Source organism: Glaciimonas sp. PAMC28666 (genome assembly GCF_016917355.1).
Lineage (GTDB): Bacteria > Pseudomonadota > Gammaproteobacteria > Burkholderiales > Burkholderiaceae_D > Glaciimonas.
This window is the reverse complement of sequence record NZ_CP070304.1, coordinates 4,808,411-4,825,787: the sequence shown is the minus strand read 5'-3', so window position 1 is coordinate 4,825,787 and position 17,377 is coordinate 4,808,411. Positions and strand designations below refer to the sequence as shown.

Sequence of the window (17,377 nt, the reverse complement as noted above, 5' to 3'; positions counted from 1 at the left end):
ACAAAAAACAGCCGCTATCACACCCACATCATCAACGTATTCGCGGTCGCCTGCAAAGCGGGAACGCAGCGTGCGATGGCTTCGGCTTTTGAGCAACTCGAAATCAGCATTGACACGCTCAGCGCCCCGATTAGTGCGCCGCTACGGCTTTTTATAGGGACTGAAATGCCGCGTAACCCAATTTCATATTGGTTTTCGGTCAATGCGAAACCGTCCGCGCGGATCGTCACCAATTCATTGAATAATTGTTCTTTGTCCAGCACGGTTAAATGGGTAAATGAGACCAGTTGGACGCGCTCGAGATAGACACGTAAATCTGCGTCGGGCTTCGCGGACAAAAGCACTCGGCCAGCGGTGGCGGTGTAGGCAGGCAATCGGGTTCCGGGTTCGAACCCGGACGTCAGCGCTTGTGGGGCGTTGACCCGGCTCACATACACCACGTCATCGCCCTCGAGCACGGAATAATTGGTGGATATTTGCAACTGTAAAGTCAGGCGCTGAAGAAAGGGCACAATTGCGCGAGGCAGGCGCGCAGAGTCTAAATAGGAACGTCCCAGATTCAAGACTTTTGGCGTTAGCCAGAAATTGTGGCCATCGGTCGATGCCAGGCCAATGTGCACCAGCGTCAATAAATAGCGACGTGCCGCACTGCGACTGATATCCACTTTCTCTGCGAGTTCTGTTGCGGTCATGCGCGCCGCGTCATCGTTGAAAGCGGTAATGACGTCGATGCCTTTGATCAGGCCTTCAATCAAATCGCGTTTGGCAATCGTAATATTTTGCAACGCCGGTTTTTTCATCTGAAAATAATCCTGAAATTGTGCGTTAATCGCGCCGACTGAGCGATTAACGCAGTATAGCGGTTTTTCGGCACTGGTCTTCCCCGCATCACGTTTCTATACTTCGCATATCAAATTGCAAAGGATCCCCATGATTGCGCAAGAGCAAAACCCCGAGCCTAATAATCCCCTCGGTATTGATGGTATTGAGTTCGTTGAGTATGCGACCGCGCAACCACTGGCGCTTGGGGCACTGCTCGAACAAATGGGCTTTGTCTCCACGGCACGTCATCGTTCGCGTGAAGTAACGCTGTATCGACAAGGCACAATGAATGTGATTGTCAATGCAGATCCACGCGCTTTGCCGCAATCGGACACTGATTTGCAAACCACCGTCATCAGCGCCATTGCGCTGCGAGTGCGTGATGCTGACGTGGCTTATCGTCATGCGATCTCGATGGGAGCCTGGGCGATCGAAACCCGCGCAGGGGCCATGGAATTGAATATCCCCGGCGTCCACGGCGCTGGCGATTCGATTCTGTATTTTGTTGACCGCTTTCGTGATTTTTCCATCTACGACGTCGATTTCAAATCAATTCCCAATGCGCCGGTTAATCCACCGGCAATCGCAGGTTTGCATTTCTTCGGGGTGGTGCAGGCCATTGGCCGCGACCGTTCGCCGGAGTGGATCGACTTTTATCAACAACTGATGGATTTTCGGCCACTGCCGCAGGGCCATTACTTTGGCGTACTACCCAAAGGGACCCTGCTCGAAAGTCCGTGTCATCGTTTTTATCTGCAATTGGTGGAACCGCCAGACGGTGCAGCAGGACTGCAATGGGACGAACAACTGATTCGGATCGGACTCGGCGCGCCGGATGTGCTGGCTGCGGTTCGGGAACTGAAACAACGCGGCATCATTTTTATTGACCGTGAACCGACTCAATCGAGCGAAAAGGGTGCCTTGACGCAGTTATATAAGAGTGGCATCAGTTTCGAACTGGTTGTCAGCGATCTGGAGCGTGGCGATGCTTAATATTTCTGGTACTACGCGCATTTTTCCCGTTATCGGATGGCCCGTTGAGCAAGTCAAAGCGCCCGCGTTGTTTAATGCCTACTTTGAAAAATACGGGATAGATGCCCGTGTTATTCCGCTCAAAATCGCGCCAGAGGCTTATGGTGCGGCGGTTCGCACCTTGATGTCGATAGAGAACGTGGGTGGCATTTTTGTCTCGATTCCGCATAAGCCGATGAGTGTGGACGCGGTGGACCAGCCAACTTCCCGAGCAATGCTGGCTGGTGCTTGCAACGCCATTTTTAAAGCGGACGACGGCAAAACAATTATCGGTGATCTAATCGACGGCGAAGGGTTTGTACGCGCTTTTGATCGCACCTTAAATGGAGCGGCATTTAACTGGGCACAAGCACGCGCACTGGTGGTCGGCAGCGGTGGTGTCGGTTGCGCCGTAGCGGCATCGCTGGCAACACGTGGCATCGGCCACGTGGCGATTTACGATACTCGGTTACCACAGGCAGAAGCGCTGCGAGAGCGCTTGCAGCAAGCATTTCCGGCGACTCAGGTGGTGATTGGAACGCCGAAGGCTGAAGGCTATGATTTGGTGGTTAATTCCACGCCGCTAGGCATGAGCCCAGACGATCCGATGCCAGTCGACTTGAGTCAGGTCGCGGCTTCCTGCATCGTCGCCGATTGCGGCATGAAGACTGAAATGACGCGCTTGCTGATCGAAGCGCAAAAGCGAGGCTGTCGCATTCAGAAGGGCCGGGAAATGATGATCGAACAGGCGCCTTTATACCTGGCGTTATTTGGCTGGCCTGGCGTTTCCTCGGACGATTTTCGGGCGCTGGAGGCAATATGAATCTGAGCAACTTCGGTATGGACAGCATCACGCTGGCTGGGCCGCTTGAATCAAAGCTGATGGCATCCAAGGTCGCTGGATTTTCTCAAATTATGTTGTGGGCCAAGGATTTGGCCGGACATCCGGGCGGCTTAAACGAAGCCGTGCGGCTGGTGAAAGCCAGTGGGGTCCGGGTCACCGGCATTCAGGTGATGCGCGACTTTGAAGGGCTGTCCGGCACGTTGCATGAATATAAACTCGACATCGCTAAAAATTTATTGCAGATGTGCAAGGCCGTCGGCGCCCCTTTGCTGATGGTGTGCTCGAGTACCTCTGCACACGCCACCGGAGATATGTCTTTGATCGCCCGTCATCTGGCTAAGCTGGCGACTTTGGCGGTGCCGCTGGGTGTCAAGATCGGCTTCGAAGCTTTGTCCTGGGGGCGTCATATTAATCAGTACACCCAGTCGTGGGAAGCGGTTGAACTAGCTGACCACGCCAATCTTGGTGTGGTGATTGATTCGTTTCACATGCTGGCGAATCAGGCCGACTTCGACGGGCTTGAAGATATTCCAAGCGACAAGATAGCGATGGTGCAGCTGTCGGATTTCATGTGGCGCGATATTCGTAGCGCTGAAGAACGGCTCGAAACGGCGCGCCATTTGCGCGTTTTCCCGGGTGAGGGTGCCCATTCGCAGGAGCTGTCCGATTTGTTGCGGCGCTTGGACCGTGCAGGTTACCGCGGCGACTACAGTTTTGAAGTGTTTAACGACGATTATTTACAATTATCACCGGATATTGTTGCCCGCCGGGCCCACCGCGCCACCAAGTGGGTCACGGATCAAGTGCTTCGGCGCAGCCTTCAGGTGCGCCAGCCAACCGCCGGGCATCCGACCATGGCGTAGTAATAGTAACGCGGCGATACCAACAACGCGGCGAGCCAAAAATGTTGAATAAAAGTAGTTGAATAAAAAAATAACAAAGCTTTAAGGGAGACAGTATGACGACAGACCTAAAATCCGTCCTGGTCCTCAATGGGCCGAATCTTAACCTTCTCGGCAGTCGCGAGCCTTCGGTGTATGGCGGGCAGACACTGGCTGACGTCGAGCGCCTGTGTCTCGGTGCTTGCGAAACGCATGGATTCACCCTCGATTTTCGCCAATCGAATCACGAAGGCGTGTTGATCGACTGGATTCACGAAGCAGGCGCGGCACAAGCGGCGGGCTATCTCGCCGGGGTGATATTCAATGCCGGCGCTTATACCCATACTTCGATCGCTTTGCATGATGCCATTAAGGGTGCATCTGTGCATCTGATCGAGCTGCACATCTCGAACGTGCATGCGCGTGAAGCGTTTCGCCATCGCTCGTGGTTGTCGCCGGTTGCGCATGGCGTGATGCTGGGCTTTGGTGTTGAGGGATATGCGCTGGCAATTGCTGCGCTCGCGATGCAACCTGCACCTCAACTTTCGCATTGAGGTTGAAGGACAAGGCCAGTCAGCAAAAAATGTGAACAAAATGGAAAAGTCTGAAGCCACAGCTGGTCTGCCGTCTCAGGCGGGTATGAGCGCCTGACAGCACGGCGCCACGGTTAAATTTTGGTATGGAAGTACGGAGGCCCCTCACTTCGGTGGGTACTTGAGGGGAATATAGCGTGATGTCTTTCTGAAGCATTGCGGAACACATAAAAAACAAACTATCTGGAGATGTAATGGGGAAAAAATTAGCCGTAGCCTGCGGCCTGGTCGCGTGTTCCTTCGCGCAAGCACAAACAAATGTCACAATATATGGCGATGTGGATCAATACATCGGTTATATCCATAGCAGCAGTGGAAAGAGCGTCATTGGTTTGGACGACGGGGCGATTTTGCGCAGTCGCCTGGGCTTTCGCGGGGTCGAAGATCTGGGCAACGGCTATCAGGCCAAGTTCACGCTCGAGCAAGGTTTCGGCGCTAATACAGGTGCATTGGCTGATGCTCCGCGTATTTTTGATCGTCAAGCCTGGGTTGGTATTAATACACCGGGGGGTGAATTTCGTATTGGTCGCCAGAACACCATCATATTCTTTATCGGCGGCGCCATTGACTATACCGAGCGGACGACGTTCGGTTCGATCATCAACACCTTCGGCGTACCATCGCGCTACGATAATGACATCTCGTATAAATCCCCGCGTCTAGCCAACTTTCAGTTCGATCTCCATTACGCCATGAACGAAACTGCGGGCGAAACACTAGGTAAGCGCGGTGTGTATCAGGCGGGAGTCGATTACACCAATGGTCCGTACCGCGCTGGCTATGCAGGATTGTGGGCCAAACCAACGGCAAGCGCGATCTACGCGAACGCGGTCGTCTATCACAACCTTTATGCTGACTATGATTACGGCAAGGGCAAGGTTTATCTTGCTTACGTGCGCAGCAATAATGTAACGGGCAATGCGAACGGTAATGATGCCACTGCCATCCTGAGCAATGTCAGCATCCCGACCAACTTGTTTACCGGTAGTAATCCAAGCGTACTGCGGATGTATAACATCTATCAGGTATCGGCCGACTATCGTCTCACGCAGCAGTTCCGCGTGGGTGCATTGTACGGCGTCATGAAAGACACTTCGAATGGAGGTGCCGGTGCACGAGGCGGTAACGTGGGTGCTTATTACGATTTGTCGAAGATGACCACGTTCTACGGTTTTGCGAACTACATGAAGAACGATACGAACGCTGGGTTCCGTTTCAGTGGATCGGCTGGACCTACGGCAAATCTGGCGGGCACCGATATCAACGGCCGAAGCCTGGTGGGTCTGCAAGCCGGCGTTTTACATCGCTTCTAAGCCTTTTTGGACCGGAGACATTAAAAGAATCCGTTCTTTTAATGTAAGACTAATCAAAGTTTATGGAGGACGCTATGTCTACATCGACGTTTTCGCAACAAGATCGGGCCCAGAGCCGCACGGGCGAAGAGCAAAAAACAGCACAACGTTCGCCGCGTAAAGCGGCCTTCGCCAGTTGGATTGGTAGTGCAGTTGAGTATTACGATTTTTTCATTTATGGCACTGCCGCGGCACTAGTATTTGGAAAGATTTTCTTTCCCTCTTTTGATCCGGTGACGGCGACAGTTGCAGCCTTTGCTACCTTCGGCGTCGGCTATGTTACGCGTCCGATCGGCGCTGTTTTGCTGGGGCATATCGGCGATAAATATGGTCGCAAAAAAGTACTGACCTTTACTTTATTGCTGATGGGGATTTCAACGTTTATGGTCGGTCTGTTGCCTACTTACGGACAGATCGGCATCGCCGCCCCAATCAGTTTGGTGGTGCTACGCATGTTGCAAGGCTTGTCGGCTGCAGGCGAGCAGGCGGGTGCAAATTCAATGACGCTTGAACATGCACCTGCGCACCGTCGTGCATTTTTCACCAGTTTTACGTTGAGTGGCACGCAGGCGGGACTGATTCTGGCGACGTTGATCTATCTTCCGATTTCCGCATTGCCAGAGGATCAGCTTTTGGCGTGGGGATGGCGGATTCCGTTTTTCCTGAGTGCGATTGTGGTTGCGGTCGGTATGTGGGTGCGTCGTACCTTGCCTGAAACACCGGCATTCAACGAGGAAGAAAAGTCGCATACCCAAGCTAAATTGCCGGTCGCTGTGCTGTTGCGCGACTACAAGGCGAATCTGGTCAGGGTTATTTTTGCTGCGCTAATATCGGTGGTAAGCACCATCTTTAGCGTCTTCACACTTTCGTACGCCGTCAATACGGTGCACATCCCGCGCGCGACCATGTTGACCGTACTGGTTTTGGCCAACGTGATTGCGTTAGCAGCGATCCCTGCCTTTGCGATGTTATCGGATCGTATCGGTCGCAAGCCGGTATTTGTGTTCGGCGCGCTTGGGTCGGCATTCCTGATATGGCCATATATGTGGGCGCTTAGTCATGCCAACATTCCCCTCATTTTTGTTCTGGGCCTGCTTTTGTCTGGCGTTGTTTACAGTGCGGCAAATGGGATATGGCCGTCGTTGTATGGCGAGATGTTTAATACCCGGGTGCGTTTATCGGGCATGGCTATCGGTACACAGATCGGCTTTGCGCTGGGTGGTTTTGCGCCAACGATCAGCGCCGCGATTCTTCGGCCTGGAATAGATGGGTGGGTACCGGTTGCGGTGTTCGTCACGATCACGTCAGTGATTTCGGCGGTCTCTGTGTTGACAGCGAAGGAAACCTTCCGTACACCGATGAATGAATTGGGTAAGCTATAACTGATAAGAATTTATCGGGTGCTGTTACCGCGTTAAAGCACATGCGAACTTCTGGCAGATAGTCACTGCGCCCCATTGATGCAGAATTGCATCAATGGGGCGCAGTATTTCCCGGTAACCCTCAGAAGTCTTGATTTTCATCCCTCGGAGGGTGATTGCTAACTACGTGGTGCTAACTAAGTGATTGGGTTGAAAAAAAACGCATCATTTCTCGTGACGCATCGGGGCCTTTGCCATCGGTATAGGTACCGCTCCTATCGCCACCGGCCCAGGCATGCCCCGCGCCATGAATCAACCAGTGTTCAGCTATCGAGCGTCCGCTATCGTCATGATGCGAGGTCTGGGTGTAACGATGCCCGTCCGAGACCTTACCTTCCTGAACGATCACGACCGGCCTGATTTGTTGAGACCTATCGGGTTCGTTTTCACCCTGGTTTGAGGTGAATTCCGGGACGTTTTGGGTCATCAATTGCTCGCTGTTATGCGGACTGACCGTCGCATCCTGATCGCCATGGAAAGCAATAATAGGGATCGAATGCAGCCGCGTACCAGCAGGTTGTTTGCTGTTGAATCGCACGCCTGCTGCATTGCCCTTCATCGCCGCAAGAGCGGAAGGCAAATCATGCGCAGCCGCGTAAGGTAAGCCGGAATGTACACCCACTGCGGCATACATATCGGGATAAGTGGTTCCCATGATAATCGCCATTGCGCCACCGGCAGAAAGCCCTGCCACATACACTTTGCGCGCATCGAGTTTATAGTCATTCAGGATCGCCTGGGTGATCCCGGCGATGATCGATGGCTCACCCTGATCGCGCTGCTGGTCCACGGCATTAAACCAGTTCCAGCATCTCGAAACATTTGCTGCCTGGGTCTGCATTGGATACGCAACAAAACATTGAGACTCTTCAGCGACAATATTCATTCCGGTGCCATTTGCAAAATCGTCTGGATTCTGGGTGCATCCATGCAACATTATCATCAGCGGCATCGCCTGGCCTTGGTACGAAGACGGAATATAGAGTTTATAACTGCGCGTGCCGGCGTGGTTGGTGAACGATTTGGTTAAAAATTGACCATGCCCTTCAGCCCGTTCGGCCTCTAATTCCTCCGGCGTAAGCGATGCGCGTTTTTCCTCAAAATCTTTGACACCATTCGCTGCACCATCAAGCGGTGACGGCACGCCTAATCGCTTCAACAGGTCGGACACGAAGTCTGTCGCCGGGACGCTTGCGGCCGCGTGGTCGGCATCTTTGTTTTGCGTCCTATCACGTAAAAACGTCGGCAGAGGAGGAAGTGATGCGCCGGGTTGCGCAGGCAGTTCGTCAAGCACTTTTTGAATCGCCGCACTCGCTTCTGCAGTTTTGCCCGACATTAAGTGTCGGGTGACTTGGCGCATTTGATCGCGGATGTATTGGGTTAGGTTCATTGGACTCTTTCGGGTTGGTTGGTTTAATGGATGCGCTGCGACAATGCTGCTTTTACGGCGGCGCTTGCATGGAATGCACCCAAAACAGAGATGGACGCAATGGTTGCCAAAGCTAATTCTGCGGACACATCGGAGGCGATGGTGGCTAGTCCAAGCACCTGTATATGTAACGTTTGCCCGCTGTCGCGTAATGCTTCCAAATCTGTCCGAGAATAAGTTTGCAAACCCAGCACCAGACTTTTACGCGCAACTGTTTGCTTCACTGTTTCCGCGTGGATTGCGAGTTGATTGCGAATGGCAGTGCGGATGAGATCAGTCCGATTTGAATAAAATCCCTCTTGCACCAACAGGTCGATCTGACCCAAATCAATTAATCCCAGATTAATCGTGATTTTTTCGCTTTCACTGATTTTGGGTTTTAAGGCGACTACGTTCATAACTCCTCCAGATAGAATCTATACACCATCTACATGGATGTTATTTTAGGCTTCGGACGATGGTTGTCAAGGTGAAATTTAGCAAAGCTACTAAACTTCTCTTATCGACCCGGCCGACTGGCAGTAACTTTGGCGATGCTTCAGAAATTAAATCTGCTCAAATAGAAAGCGGATGGTCGAAATGGCGGTGAGCGACACGACAATGAGGCGGCAATGAGACGAGGGGAGGTTAGGGCAAACAACGGAGAAGTGTAACGGTTGCAAAAAAAACCGGCGAGGATGGGACGTCTGAGTTGCGTTTAAAACTCTTTTGCCGAAGGTGGCTGAAACAGATCTATTAGCGATCTAACTCTTGTCAAAAAGTAAAACGGCCGCAAATGCGGCCATTTTACTTATATTTGAATTCCACCATTTTGGTGTAATTCTGGTGTGACTTTGGCGATTAAGCAGCCTTTTTAGCCGCTTGCGACAGTTGCGTGGTCGCTTTAGCAACATTCGCTTCTACAGTTTCCACAGCTTGCTTGGTAGTCTTGCTGAGTTGTTCGTAACCAGCGTTGGCATTGCTCACGGCAGATTTCAACATGGCGACTGCATTTTCTGAACCTGCAGGTGCGCTCTTGACGACTTCGTCAACTAGCGCTGTAACCTTGATTTTCGACTCTGCAATTTGTGCTTCAGCCGCTTGCGTTAAATCGGCTTTAACGATAGAGGCGATTTCAGTCAGGTGGCTGCTATAAGAAGCCGCTTTTTCTGCGTTCAGTTTAGCTTGTGAAGCGATAAGCGCGAAAAAAGCTTGCGGGTCTTTAGCGGAAAGCAACTGTTTGCTTGATATGCTGGATTCTTCAGCGTAAGCTTTAGCAGCGGCGATATTCAACGCTACTGTCTTTTCAGCGCTTTCTGTCAGCTTGCTGATGAGTGCATTCGTTGTCGAAAGTTGTGATTCAAACGCGGCTTTTGTTGCAGCTGAAAATTTATCTAGGTTCGAAAACATAAGAAACTCCTGGTAGGTCGAGAATGAGGTTATGCAGAAATTCGGTAAATGGTGCGCTGCAACAAATATTATTCTACGCGAAGATTAATGGATGTCTAGCTTTTTTTTGACTAATTCTGTTTTTGGGAAAAGTCGGTAAAGAAGCGTGTAGTAATTGCAACAACATTCTCCTTTGCGGCACATGACATGGCTTTTAGCGGGGTGTTGGCACGATAGCCGCACCGGCAACATCTTTCGATCAGACGCTGGCCGCCCAACATAAGAGAATGACTTAAATTGCCAGGAAATCGCCCTCCCGCGATCAATTACATCGCTACAATACTCAACTTTTTACCCATGCGCTATTCGATAAATGACGCCATCGAGACAATCATTTGCTAAATACATTCGCGCCAACAGATTCATTTTTGGACAGAAGGGCAATGAACTGTGTATGCTGCGTTCAATTGCAATTTCAGCAATCTATTTGGCAAAATGAAAAGTAAAACCTATTTTAGTAGTTATCTCGGAGATAATATTATCAGCAAGTTTGCAAGGTAAAATTTAGAAGCTATTAGCGGTACGCATTACTTGGACGTTTTTGTCGTCTCAAGTCACATCGGAATGACGCAACAATAATAGGAATTTTGATGGCGCCATACCAAAGCCGGAAATTTGAGCTAATGATATACGTGGCTATGGGAATGTTCTTTGCTGGCTTGCTTGCCTTTGTATTGAGCAGCAATCAGATGGAAGTAACATTTGATGCTGGCCGCCTGGCAACGTTTGGACTTTGCATAGGCGTCATTTTAGCCACCATAGTATGTTTTATCATCGGAAAATATTCTCTTCACAATGTAAGCGGCGGTACAAAGTTAGCAATAATTTTGATGTTCTGGCAAGGAGTCACACTGGCCACATGTGCTTTCGCTTTTTATTCAAACATCGCCATCGCCAGTAAGCCACTACAAGTCGAGTCAATGACTATCCTCGGTAAGGAGGAGGGAAAGGGAATGGTTCAACATTGGTACGGATTAAATGTCGTGGTGGACGGACATGGTGAACAAATCTACGTTTGTCCTGACGCCTGGAAGAATATCGGTATTAATCAGCGTAACTATGATGTGCCTGTATCGACGGGCTTCTGGGGATATCGCTATACGTCGACACCCAATTGCAATTGAGGCCACGCATCGAGACGCAGGTAGGGGAAGAGGTGTTCGGCGACACAATGGCGGTCGGTGAAACACAAACGCCAGCAACTCCGCAGGAGAGGATGGGCCAGGCGTTTTGAGGCGCCCGATATGGAAGATCAGGTTGTCAATTTTGACTTAATTTAAACCGATCATAAAACGAACGGTAACTAACCGATATTAAGGTTGTGCAAATTCAATCCAGTTTGGATTTTTTCCTACCACCGCACTGCCGACTTCGATCAATGCGCCGCTGTCTGGCGCGATGCGATGCACCATTACCGAATGTGACAACTGGCCTGCTGCGACCAGAAAGGCTCCGCTCGGGTCCAGGTTAAATCCGCGCGGCTGCAAGGCTGTCGGAAAATGGCCGATCAGTTCCAGGCGATCTTCGGCATTGAAGCGATATCCGCTAATGGTGTTCGATACGCGTTCCGAGGCATACAGGAAGCGGCCATCGGCGCTCGCGTGAATGTCTGCACCCAGCGCTGCCTCGGCAGACGGTGTGATGACGACACTTTGCTCGCTAGCGCCGATGCCGCTCTTTGCGTCAAAACGCAAAGCCTCAAGCTTGCCGTCGCGCTCGTTGACCGCATACACATGGCAGTTGTCAGAACTAAATGTGAGATGGCGCGGGCCGCCGTCAGTGGCCATTGGGAAGACCGTCGGTGCGCTGTCCGATAACTGGCCGTTGCTCGCGTCAAAGCGCCATTGACTAATGGTGTTGTCGGCGAGACTGGTCACGAGTAACCATTGATTGCTGTGATCCAGCACTACCGAATGCGGCTTGGCCGCGGTTGTGCGCACGCAAATCGGTGCGCCAACCAGGCCATCGTTACTCACTGGACTGATGCTCAATATGTGTTCACCGAACGAAACAGCCAGCAGAAATTGTCCGCTCCGATCCAGCGCAATGTAAGCCATATTACCGGGCAATTCAGCGCTCGAGAGTTCCGTCAGCTGCCCATTAGTCTGGTTGATTCGCAGGCTGGTCACCCGGTAAGGCGATGAACGCAGCGTGACGAAAAGGGTACGTTGGTCGTGACTGACCGCCATTGGCATCACCGTTCCACCGAGCGCGAGGGTCTGTACCAAACTCAACTGCCCACTTTCTGAATTGAGCTGGAAGACAGCCACTTCGCCACTGTCAGCGCAAGCCACATAGCAGTAAATCGGGCGCGATGCGGCGGCGGTGGGCAAGGTGGTGTCTGGCGTAATGTGGGTTGGCATAAGATTCGCTCTCGAATTGGTAACTGGTAATAGCATTTAAAAATTGATCCTGGATCAGTCCTGCTTGCCTGATTCAAGCAGGCCGAATGGCGCCATCGGAATTAACCCGCTTTGGCAGGATGGTCGAGGACGATACGCGATACCGGACCCATCAGAAACGCATAGGAACAGGTGCCAATCAACGACAAAATGCTGATAAAGCCAAGCCCCCATGCGAATGAGCCGGTTTCGCGCACGATATAACCGATGACGATAGGCGTGACAATCCCTGCGAGATTGGCACCTACACTGGTTAAGCCTGCGGTAACGCCAATCAGGCCCTTAGGTGCTACTTCGGACATTGCCGCCCAAGAGGTGGCAGACAGGCCCTGCGCGAAAAATGCACCCGTTAGAATGGCAATGCACAGGGCGTCGGAATCGGTAAAATTTGCCAGCACGATGGTTGAGCCCAGCAAAGAGCCAGCAATCAGCGGAAATTTTCTCGCAAACGACACTGAAGCGCCGCGACGTATTAATTTGTCTGCGCCCCAGCCGCCCAACAATATTCCGATTGTTGCCCCAACAAACGGCAGAATGCTAAAAAAACCGGTCTTGAGAATCGTGATGTGGCGGTCCTCCAGCAAGTAGGTGGGGAACCAGGTCAGGAAAAAATAAAGGGCCGAAGAACTCGCAAACTTACCGATGCACAAGGCCCAGATTTGACGGTAGCGAAGTAACTGTAGCGCATGGCTCCATTTGAACTTGACTGCATCAGCACTGGTTGCCAGACCGCCGCCATCGGAAATCAGACGCAGCTCTTCCTCGTTGACCAATTTGCTTTGGGCCGGATCGCGATACAGTGCAAACCAGATCAAACCGAATACGACGCCCACAGCACCGGAAACGTAGAACACTGCGTGCCAACCGAATACAGTCGTCATCCATAACAGCAAAGCGGAAAACAGTGCCGTGCCGAGATACTGCCCCATCACGTAAATGCCGGTGGCCATACCCCGCTCATTTTGTGGAAACCACATCGTTACGGCGCGTGCGTTGGCCGGAAACGCGGGTGCTTCGCAGGTACCGATCACCAGTCGCAAGCCGAGGAGGCTGGCGAAACTGCGCGCAGAACCCTGCATGAAGGTGGCGATCGACCACAATATCAGCGAGACTCCGTACACGACGCGCGAACCGAACTTGTCGACCACTACGCCACCAGGAATCAGCGCAATCGCATAAGTCCAGGCGAACGCTGAAAATAACAACCCCATATGAAACTTGTCAATTCCCAATTCTTTCGACATGAACGGTGCCACCACGGATAAATTGGTGCGGTCCAGATAGTTGATGATGGTGGCAAGCAGAACCAGCGCCAACATGAAAAAACGAACATGCGTCGGGCGGGTGCGTTGCACAACATTTGCGGGCGCTACCGTGGCATGGCTCTCTCGTTCAGAGAGGGCGCTGATAGATTGATTCATAGGGTTGTCTCCTAATTCTTAGCGGTTAACTTGTGTTTTTCACCACCAAGGTGCCGAAAGCATCGGCAACTGGTGATCAATGCTCATCCAACGCGTTTAAGCTGCATAGATGGGCGTCATTAATTTTTTTATGTTAAAGGACATCATACAACATAGTCGAGAGATTGCAACGTATAAGGCAAATTTTTCGCCCTATTGCGTGTTTTTACTCGTAAAGCCTCGATGAAACCTATAAAAAAATGTCTTTTATTTATTTAAGTTATAGGATGACTGATCTTTTAGTTTTTTTGGTGACAGTTGGGTTAAAGAACGCTAAGGCTGAAATAATCCGTCGCACGACGCGACAAGCCTCAAATTTGCTGATGATGTGTGCCTCGGAGATTGTTATGGTGCAGAGTGCAGGTTGCAGGTTGCAGAGTGCGGAGTGCGGAGTGCAGAGTGCGGAGTGCAAAGTGCAGAGTGCAGAGTGCAGAGTGCAGAGTGCAGAGTGCAGAGTGCAGAGTGCAGAGTGCAGAGTGCGGGTAAACTCGTCTAATTTCCCGCCCTCGAATTGGCGCCAGCGCTTAAGACTGCTTTATGGTGATCTGGGACGAATCTGGCGTTGATGGCGCGGGCGCAGTATATTGCAGAGGAGGAAGGGAAGTATTTGAGGGAGCCTATATCGTTTAATCTGTTTTATAATAAATCTTATAGGACATCCTATAACTAAAACCATAGCTGCCGACACGATCATTGGACATAGCGTTTACGGCTATAGTTAAACGCTGCTTAATTCTGTGCTCCACTTATGTGCTCCACTTATGTGATCCACTTAGGTGATCCACTTAGGTGATCCACTTAGGTGCTCGACTTAGGTGCTCGACTTAGGTGCTCCAACGCTCAAGATCTGATTGCAAAATGCGCGTAGCCACGCGCTCAAGAATTGAAGTCTTTGAGCGACCGGGCATGCAAGGCCGTTTGATTCAAGCACAAATTTGACGTTGCATCTGAACCCGCCAGTCCGGCCTGAGACACATCGGCCTCCGCGGACACTGGCGGAAGTGAGAATGCATTTACATTACTGCGGCGTGCCAGACTCTATCAATTCCTGCGCACGGCGTAGACGTTCGCGGCTATTGCTGAGATGGATGCGCATCCCGGCACGGGCGGCCTCGGGATCCTGGCGGGCGATGGCGTTAATGATGTCCTCATGCTCGCGCGTTACACGCTCCAAATAAGTCGCTAATTGATCATGCGCGAGCTTGGCAGAGTTAAGGCGCGAGCGCGGAATAATATTGGTGCCGAGCTGACTTAATATGTCATGGAAATATCGATTGCCAGAGGCCTGTGCGATAAGCAGATGAAACTGAACATCCGATGCCACCGTATCACGGCCGTTAGTGATGCAATCGCGAAAAGTATCCAGCGCGACACGCAGCTCCTGCAATTGCGCTTCAGTGCGGCGGCTGGCCGCCAGTCCTGCAGCCTCGGCTTCCAGGCTGATGCGTAACTCCAGAATGGAGAGCACGTCCCGCATTGTAATGACAGTTTTAGGATCGATGCCCAAGTGTTGCACCTGCTGAGGCTCGAGCACAAAGGTGCCGATACCGTGCCGCGTTTCCACCAGGCCCGAAGCCTGCATATGGGATATTGCTTCTCGTACGACCGTTCGGCTGACGCCTAGAATCCGCATAATTTCCGATTCGGTCGGGAGCTTTTCGCCTGGATTAATACTGCCATCGCAAATATTGTCATTGATATAGGCGACGACGCCTTGCGCCAAATTGCGATGTTTTTTTGGCGGTGCCGATGGTGGGGATAAAGAAGTCATAGTGCTCGTTGCGCCCGAAAAATTGAATCGAAGATGGTTGCTAATTCTAGATGTGCTGATTATACTACGACACTTGTTGTCTGATGACTGTTGACTGTTGTTGGGGAATACAGGCAATTATTCGGCAATTCAGGCAAAAAAAACAGGGGGACGTGAACACCCTCGGAGTGCCGTTAAGCGCAATCAGGATTTAATTTGAAGGAGACCATATGAAATCGATACAAAAATCGCAGCAAGGGCGCAGCGCAACGGACGGAAATAACAGCGGCTATCAGACCCGCGTGCGGTGGGGAATTCTGGCAATTCTTTTCATTATTACCACAATCAATTATGCCGATCGCGCCACCATCGGCTTGGCCGGGCCAAAAATCCAGAAGTTATTGGCTTTGTCTTTTCCGCATTTGCCTGGTCGTATGTTTTAGCCCAGCTTCCGGGCGGGTGGTTACTGGACCGTTTCGGATCAAAGATCACTTACTTTTTTAGTATTTTTTTATGGTCGCTGTTCACCATGATGATGGGCGCCGTCGGATTTTTCACCGGCGCTGCAGCCGTTGCCGTCTTATTTGGATTGCGTTTTCTTATCGGGGCCGCAGAAGCGCCTTCATTCCCCGGCAATAGCCGCATCACCTCAGCGTGGTTCCCCACTTCTGAACGCGGCACCGCTGCCGCCATTTTTAACTCTGCACAGTATTTTGCTACAGCGCTGTTCGCACCGTTAATGGGGTGGTTAATCCATACTTTCGATTGGCAGAGCGTGTTTTATGTCATGGGCGCGCTCGGTATCGTGATGGCCTTCGTATGGCAAAAAACAATTTACGGTCCGAAAAATCACCCGCGCATCAATGCGGCTGAACTTCAGTATATTGCGGCCGGCGGCGCATTGGTGGACATGGACAGTGGAAGCAAAGTAATCAAGCCTGTCCAAATCAACACGTGGGCGATGATCAAGGAATTGTTAAGCAATCGTATGTTGCTAGGAATTTACATTGGCCAATATTGCATCAATGTGTTGACCTATTTTTTCCTGACATGGTTTCCGGTCTATCTGGTGACAGAGCGCCATATGACCATCCTGAAGGCAGGCTTTCTCACCGCACTGCCTGCTATCGCAGGGTTTTCCGGCGGGATATTGGGCGGGATTATCTCGGATAAGATGATCAGGTCTGGTTACTCGTTGTCGGCGTCACGTAAAACGCCCATCGTATGCGGCATGCTGTTGTCGATGTGCATGGTCGTCTGCAATTATGTATCGGCCGATTGGCTTGTCATCGCCATGATGTCGCTGGCTTTCTTCGGAAAAGGTGTGGGCGCGTTAGGCTGGGCCGTGGTATCAGACACCTCACCGAAAGAAGCCGGCGGTCTTAGTGGAGGGCTATTCAATACCTTCGGTAATGTTGCCGGTATTACCACGCCTATCGTGATAGGCTACATTTTGCAGCAAACTGGTTCATTTGCCGGGGCTTTGATTTTCATCGGCTGTAATGCCGCGGCCGCCATTTTTTGTTATCTGGTGATTGTCGGTGAGATCAAACGCGTCGAATTCAAGACTTCGTTAGGATTGCCCACGAGTGTGCCTGCAGGTAAAGCCACAGCGAATAGTCATTAACGGTTGGCGGGTGAGTTCATTCTCGGTTTAGATCTGAGCTCACCTCTAACGCTATTGCAATAGAGCGGGGTCCCTGAGGGGCCCCTCTTGCTTCATTCCTTATGCATCGGTCCGGATGGCACAGTTATCTTCTCAGCGCTATTTCTAGTCTAGCCAATTTACTCTTCTTGTCTGCGTCTTACTAAACCCTCGCACCGCCAGACCTGCCCAATCCCGCGTGAGTTCTACGTACCTTGCAAACACCACAAAAAAATTTCGAAGCATATCGCCAGCAGTGTTTTGTCCGGCATTGTAATAAGCCTGGCGGTAATTTTGAGCAAGGAGTGTTGGCGCTGAGGAAAGGAGAGCTGGATGGTC

The 17,377-nt window shown here is 51.4% G+C and carries 14 protein-coding genes and 1 pseudogene; 8 read left to right on the top strand and 7 right to left on the bottom strand.

All coding sequences use genetic code 11. The features are described 5' to 3' along the window. Positions 1–17 precede the first annotated feature (17 nt). On the bottom strand, positions 18–800 hold the full coding sequence (locus tag JQN73_RS20800; RefSeq protein ID WP_205320815.1) for an IclR family transcriptional regulator C-terminal domain-containing protein: 783 nt from the start codon (positions 798–800) through the stop codon (positions 18–20). Between the two features lie 130 nt (positions 801–930). Between JQN73_RS20800 and JQN73_RS20795 the strand changes: the two genes are divergently transcribed. From JQN73_RS20795 to JQN73_RS20770, 6 genes are all read left to right on the top strand, one after another. Continuing rightward, complete coding sequence (locus tag JQN73_RS20795; protein ID WP_205320814.1) at positions 931–1,815, top strand: 4-hydroxyphenylpyruvate dioxygenase; 885 nt, start codon at positions 931–933, stop codon at positions 1,813–1,815. Then, on the top strand, positions 1,808–2,656 hold the full coding sequence (locus tag JQN73_RS20790; protein ID WP_205320813.1) for a shikimate dehydrogenase: 849 nt from the start codon (positions 1,808–1,810) through the stop codon (positions 2,654–2,656). Before JQN73_RS20795 ends, JQN73_RS20790 begins: the two co-directional genes overlap by 8 nt. Continuing rightward, positions 2,653–3,540, top strand: coding sequence for a sugar phosphate isomerase/epimerase (locus tag JQN73_RS20785; RefSeq protein ID WP_205320812.1), 888 nt, complete (start codon positions 2,653–2,655; stop codon positions 3,538–3,540). The genes JQN73_RS20790 and JQN73_RS20785 overlap by 4 nt, the downstream gene beginning before the upstream one ends. Before the next feature lie 95 nt (positions 3,541–3,635). Continuing rightward, positions 3,636–4,112, top strand: a complete 477-nt coding sequence (gene aroQ / locus JQN73_RS20780) for a type II 3-dehydroquinate dehydratase (protein WP_205320811.1) — start codon at positions 3,636–3,638, stop codon at positions 4,110–4,112. Positions 4,113–4,345: 233 nt separating this feature from the next. Then, positions 4,346–5,464 carry a porin gene (locus JQN73_RS20775; RefSeq protein ID WP_205320810.1) on the top strand — a complete coding sequence of 373 codons (1,119 nt, stop codon included), beginning with the start codon at positions 4,346–4,348 and terminating at the stop codon, positions 5,462–5,464. A gap of 74 nt (positions 5,465–5,538) precedes the next feature. Then, positions 5,539–6,885, top strand: a complete 1,347-nt coding sequence (locus JQN73_RS20770; protein ID WP_205320809.1) for an MFS transporter — start codon at positions 5,539–5,541, stop codon at positions 6,883–6,885. Positions 6,886–7,057: 172 nt separating this feature from the next. Here JQN73_RS20770 and JQN73_RS20765 read toward each other — a convergent pair whose 3' ends face one another. From JQN73_RS20765 to phaP, 3 genes are all read right to left on the bottom strand, one after another. Then, a complete protein-coding gene (locus JQN73_RS20765; protein ID WP_240162344.1) occupies positions 7,058–8,314 on the bottom strand; it encodes a PHB depolymerase family esterase in 1,257 nt (418 codons plus the stop codon). A gap of 23 nt (positions 8,315–8,337) precedes the next feature. Further along, positions 8,338–8,751 (bottom strand): CopG family transcriptional regulator, encoded by a 414-nt coding sequence (locus JQN73_RS20760; protein ID WP_205320808.1) that lies wholly within the window; start codon positions 8,749–8,751, stop codon positions 8,338–8,340. 442 nt (positions 8,752–9,193) lie between these two features. Beyond that, on the bottom strand, positions 9,194–9,742 hold the full coding sequence (gene phaP, locus JQN73_RS20755) for a TIGR01841 family phasin (protein ID WP_205320807.1): 549 nt from the start codon (positions 9,740–9,742) through the stop codon (positions 9,194–9,196). A gap of 629 nt (positions 9,743–10,371) precedes the next feature. Here phaP and JQN73_RS20750 point away from each other — a divergent pair. Next, positions 10,372–10,905, top strand: a complete 534-nt coding sequence (locus tag JQN73_RS20750; RefSeq protein WP_205320806.1) for a hypothetical protein — start codon at positions 10,372–10,374, stop codon at positions 10,903–10,905. 189 nt (positions 10,906–11,094) lie between these two features. Here JQN73_RS20750 and JQN73_RS20745 read toward each other — a convergent pair whose 3' ends face one another. From JQN73_RS20745 to JQN73_RS20735, 3 genes are all read right to left on the bottom strand, one after another. Beyond that, positions 11,095–12,144: a beta-propeller fold lactonase family protein gene (locus JQN73_RS20745; protein ID WP_205320805.1), complete on the bottom strand. Its 1,050-nt coding sequence runs from the start codon at positions 12,142–12,144 to the stop codon at positions 11,095–11,097. A 101-nt stretch (positions 12,145–12,245) separates the two neighbouring features. After that, positions 12,246–13,604, bottom strand: a complete 1,359-nt coding sequence (locus JQN73_RS20740) for an MFS transporter (RefSeq protein WP_205320804.1) — start codon at positions 13,602–13,604, stop codon at positions 12,246–12,248. Between the two features lie 1,057 nt (positions 13,605–14,661). Further along, positions 14,662–15,414, bottom strand: a complete 753-nt coding sequence (locus JQN73_RS20735; RefSeq protein ID WP_205320803.1) for a FadR/GntR family transcriptional regulator — start codon at positions 15,412–15,414, stop codon at positions 14,662–14,664. Positions 15,415–15,623: 209 nt separating this feature from the next. Between JQN73_RS20735 and JQN73_RS20730 the strand changes: the two are divergent. Next, a pseudogene (locus JQN73_RS20730) lies at positions 15,624–17,020 on the top strand (MFS transporter). The last annotated feature ends 357 nt before the right edge of the window (positions 17,021–17,377 follow it).

What these genes read in the sequence shown, in the direction of transcription:
- JQN73_RS20800 (WP_205320815.1), bottom strand. Translation starts at nt 800, where the DNA reads ATGAAAAAACCGGCGTTGCAAAATATTACGATTGCCAAACGCGATTTG.
- JQN73_RS20795 (WP_205320814.1), top strand. Translation starts at nt 931, where the DNA reads ATGATTGCGCAAGAGCAAAACCCCGAGCCTAATAATCCCCTCGGTATT.
- JQN73_RS20790 (WP_205320813.1), top strand. Translation starts at nt 1,808, where the DNA reads ATGCTTAATATTTCTGGTACTACGCGCATTTTTCCCGTTATCGGATGG.
- JQN73_RS20785 (WP_205320812.1), top strand. Translation starts at nt 2,653, where the DNA reads ATGAATCTGAGCAACTTCGGTATGGACAGCATCACGCTGGCTGGGCCG.
- aroQ (WP_205320811.1), top strand. Translation starts at nt 3,636, where the DNA reads ATGACGACAGACCTAAAATCCGTCCTGGTCCTCAATGGGCCGAATCTT.
- JQN73_RS20775 (WP_205320810.1), top strand. Translation starts at nt 4,346, where the DNA reads ATGGGGAAAAAATTAGCCGTAGCCTGCGGCCTGGTCGCGTGTTCCTTC.
- JQN73_RS20770 (WP_205320809.1), top strand. Translation starts at nt 5,539, where the DNA reads ATGTCTACATCGACGTTTTCGCAACAAGATCGGGCCCAGAGCCGCACG.
- JQN73_RS20765 (WP_240162344.1), bottom strand. Translation starts at nt 8,314, where the DNA reads ATGAACCTAACCCAATACATCCGCGATCAAATGCGCCAAGTCACCCGA.
- JQN73_RS20760 (WP_205320808.1), bottom strand. Translation starts at nt 8,751, where the DNA reads ATGAACGTAGTCGCCTTAAAACCCAAAATCAGTGAAAGCGAAAAAATC.
- phaP (WP_205320807.1), bottom strand. Translation starts at nt 9,742, where the DNA reads ATGTTTTCGAACCTAGATAAATTTTCAGCTGCAACAAAAGCCGCGTTT.
- JQN73_RS20750 (WP_205320806.1), top strand. Translation starts at nt 10,372, where the DNA reads ATGGCGCCATACCAAAGCCGGAAATTTGAGCTAATGATATACGTGGCT.
- JQN73_RS20745 (WP_205320805.1), bottom strand. Translation starts at nt 12,144, where the DNA reads ATGCCAACCCACATTACGCCAGACACCACCTTGCCCACCGCCGCCGCA.
- JQN73_RS20740 (WP_205320804.1), bottom strand. Translation starts at nt 13,604, where the DNA reads ATGAATCAATCTATCAGCGCCCTCTCTGAACGAGAGAGCCATGCCACG.
- JQN73_RS20735 (WP_205320803.1), bottom strand. Translation starts at nt 15,414, where the DNA reads ATGACTTCTTTATCCCCACCATCGGCACCGCCAAAAAAACATCGCAAT.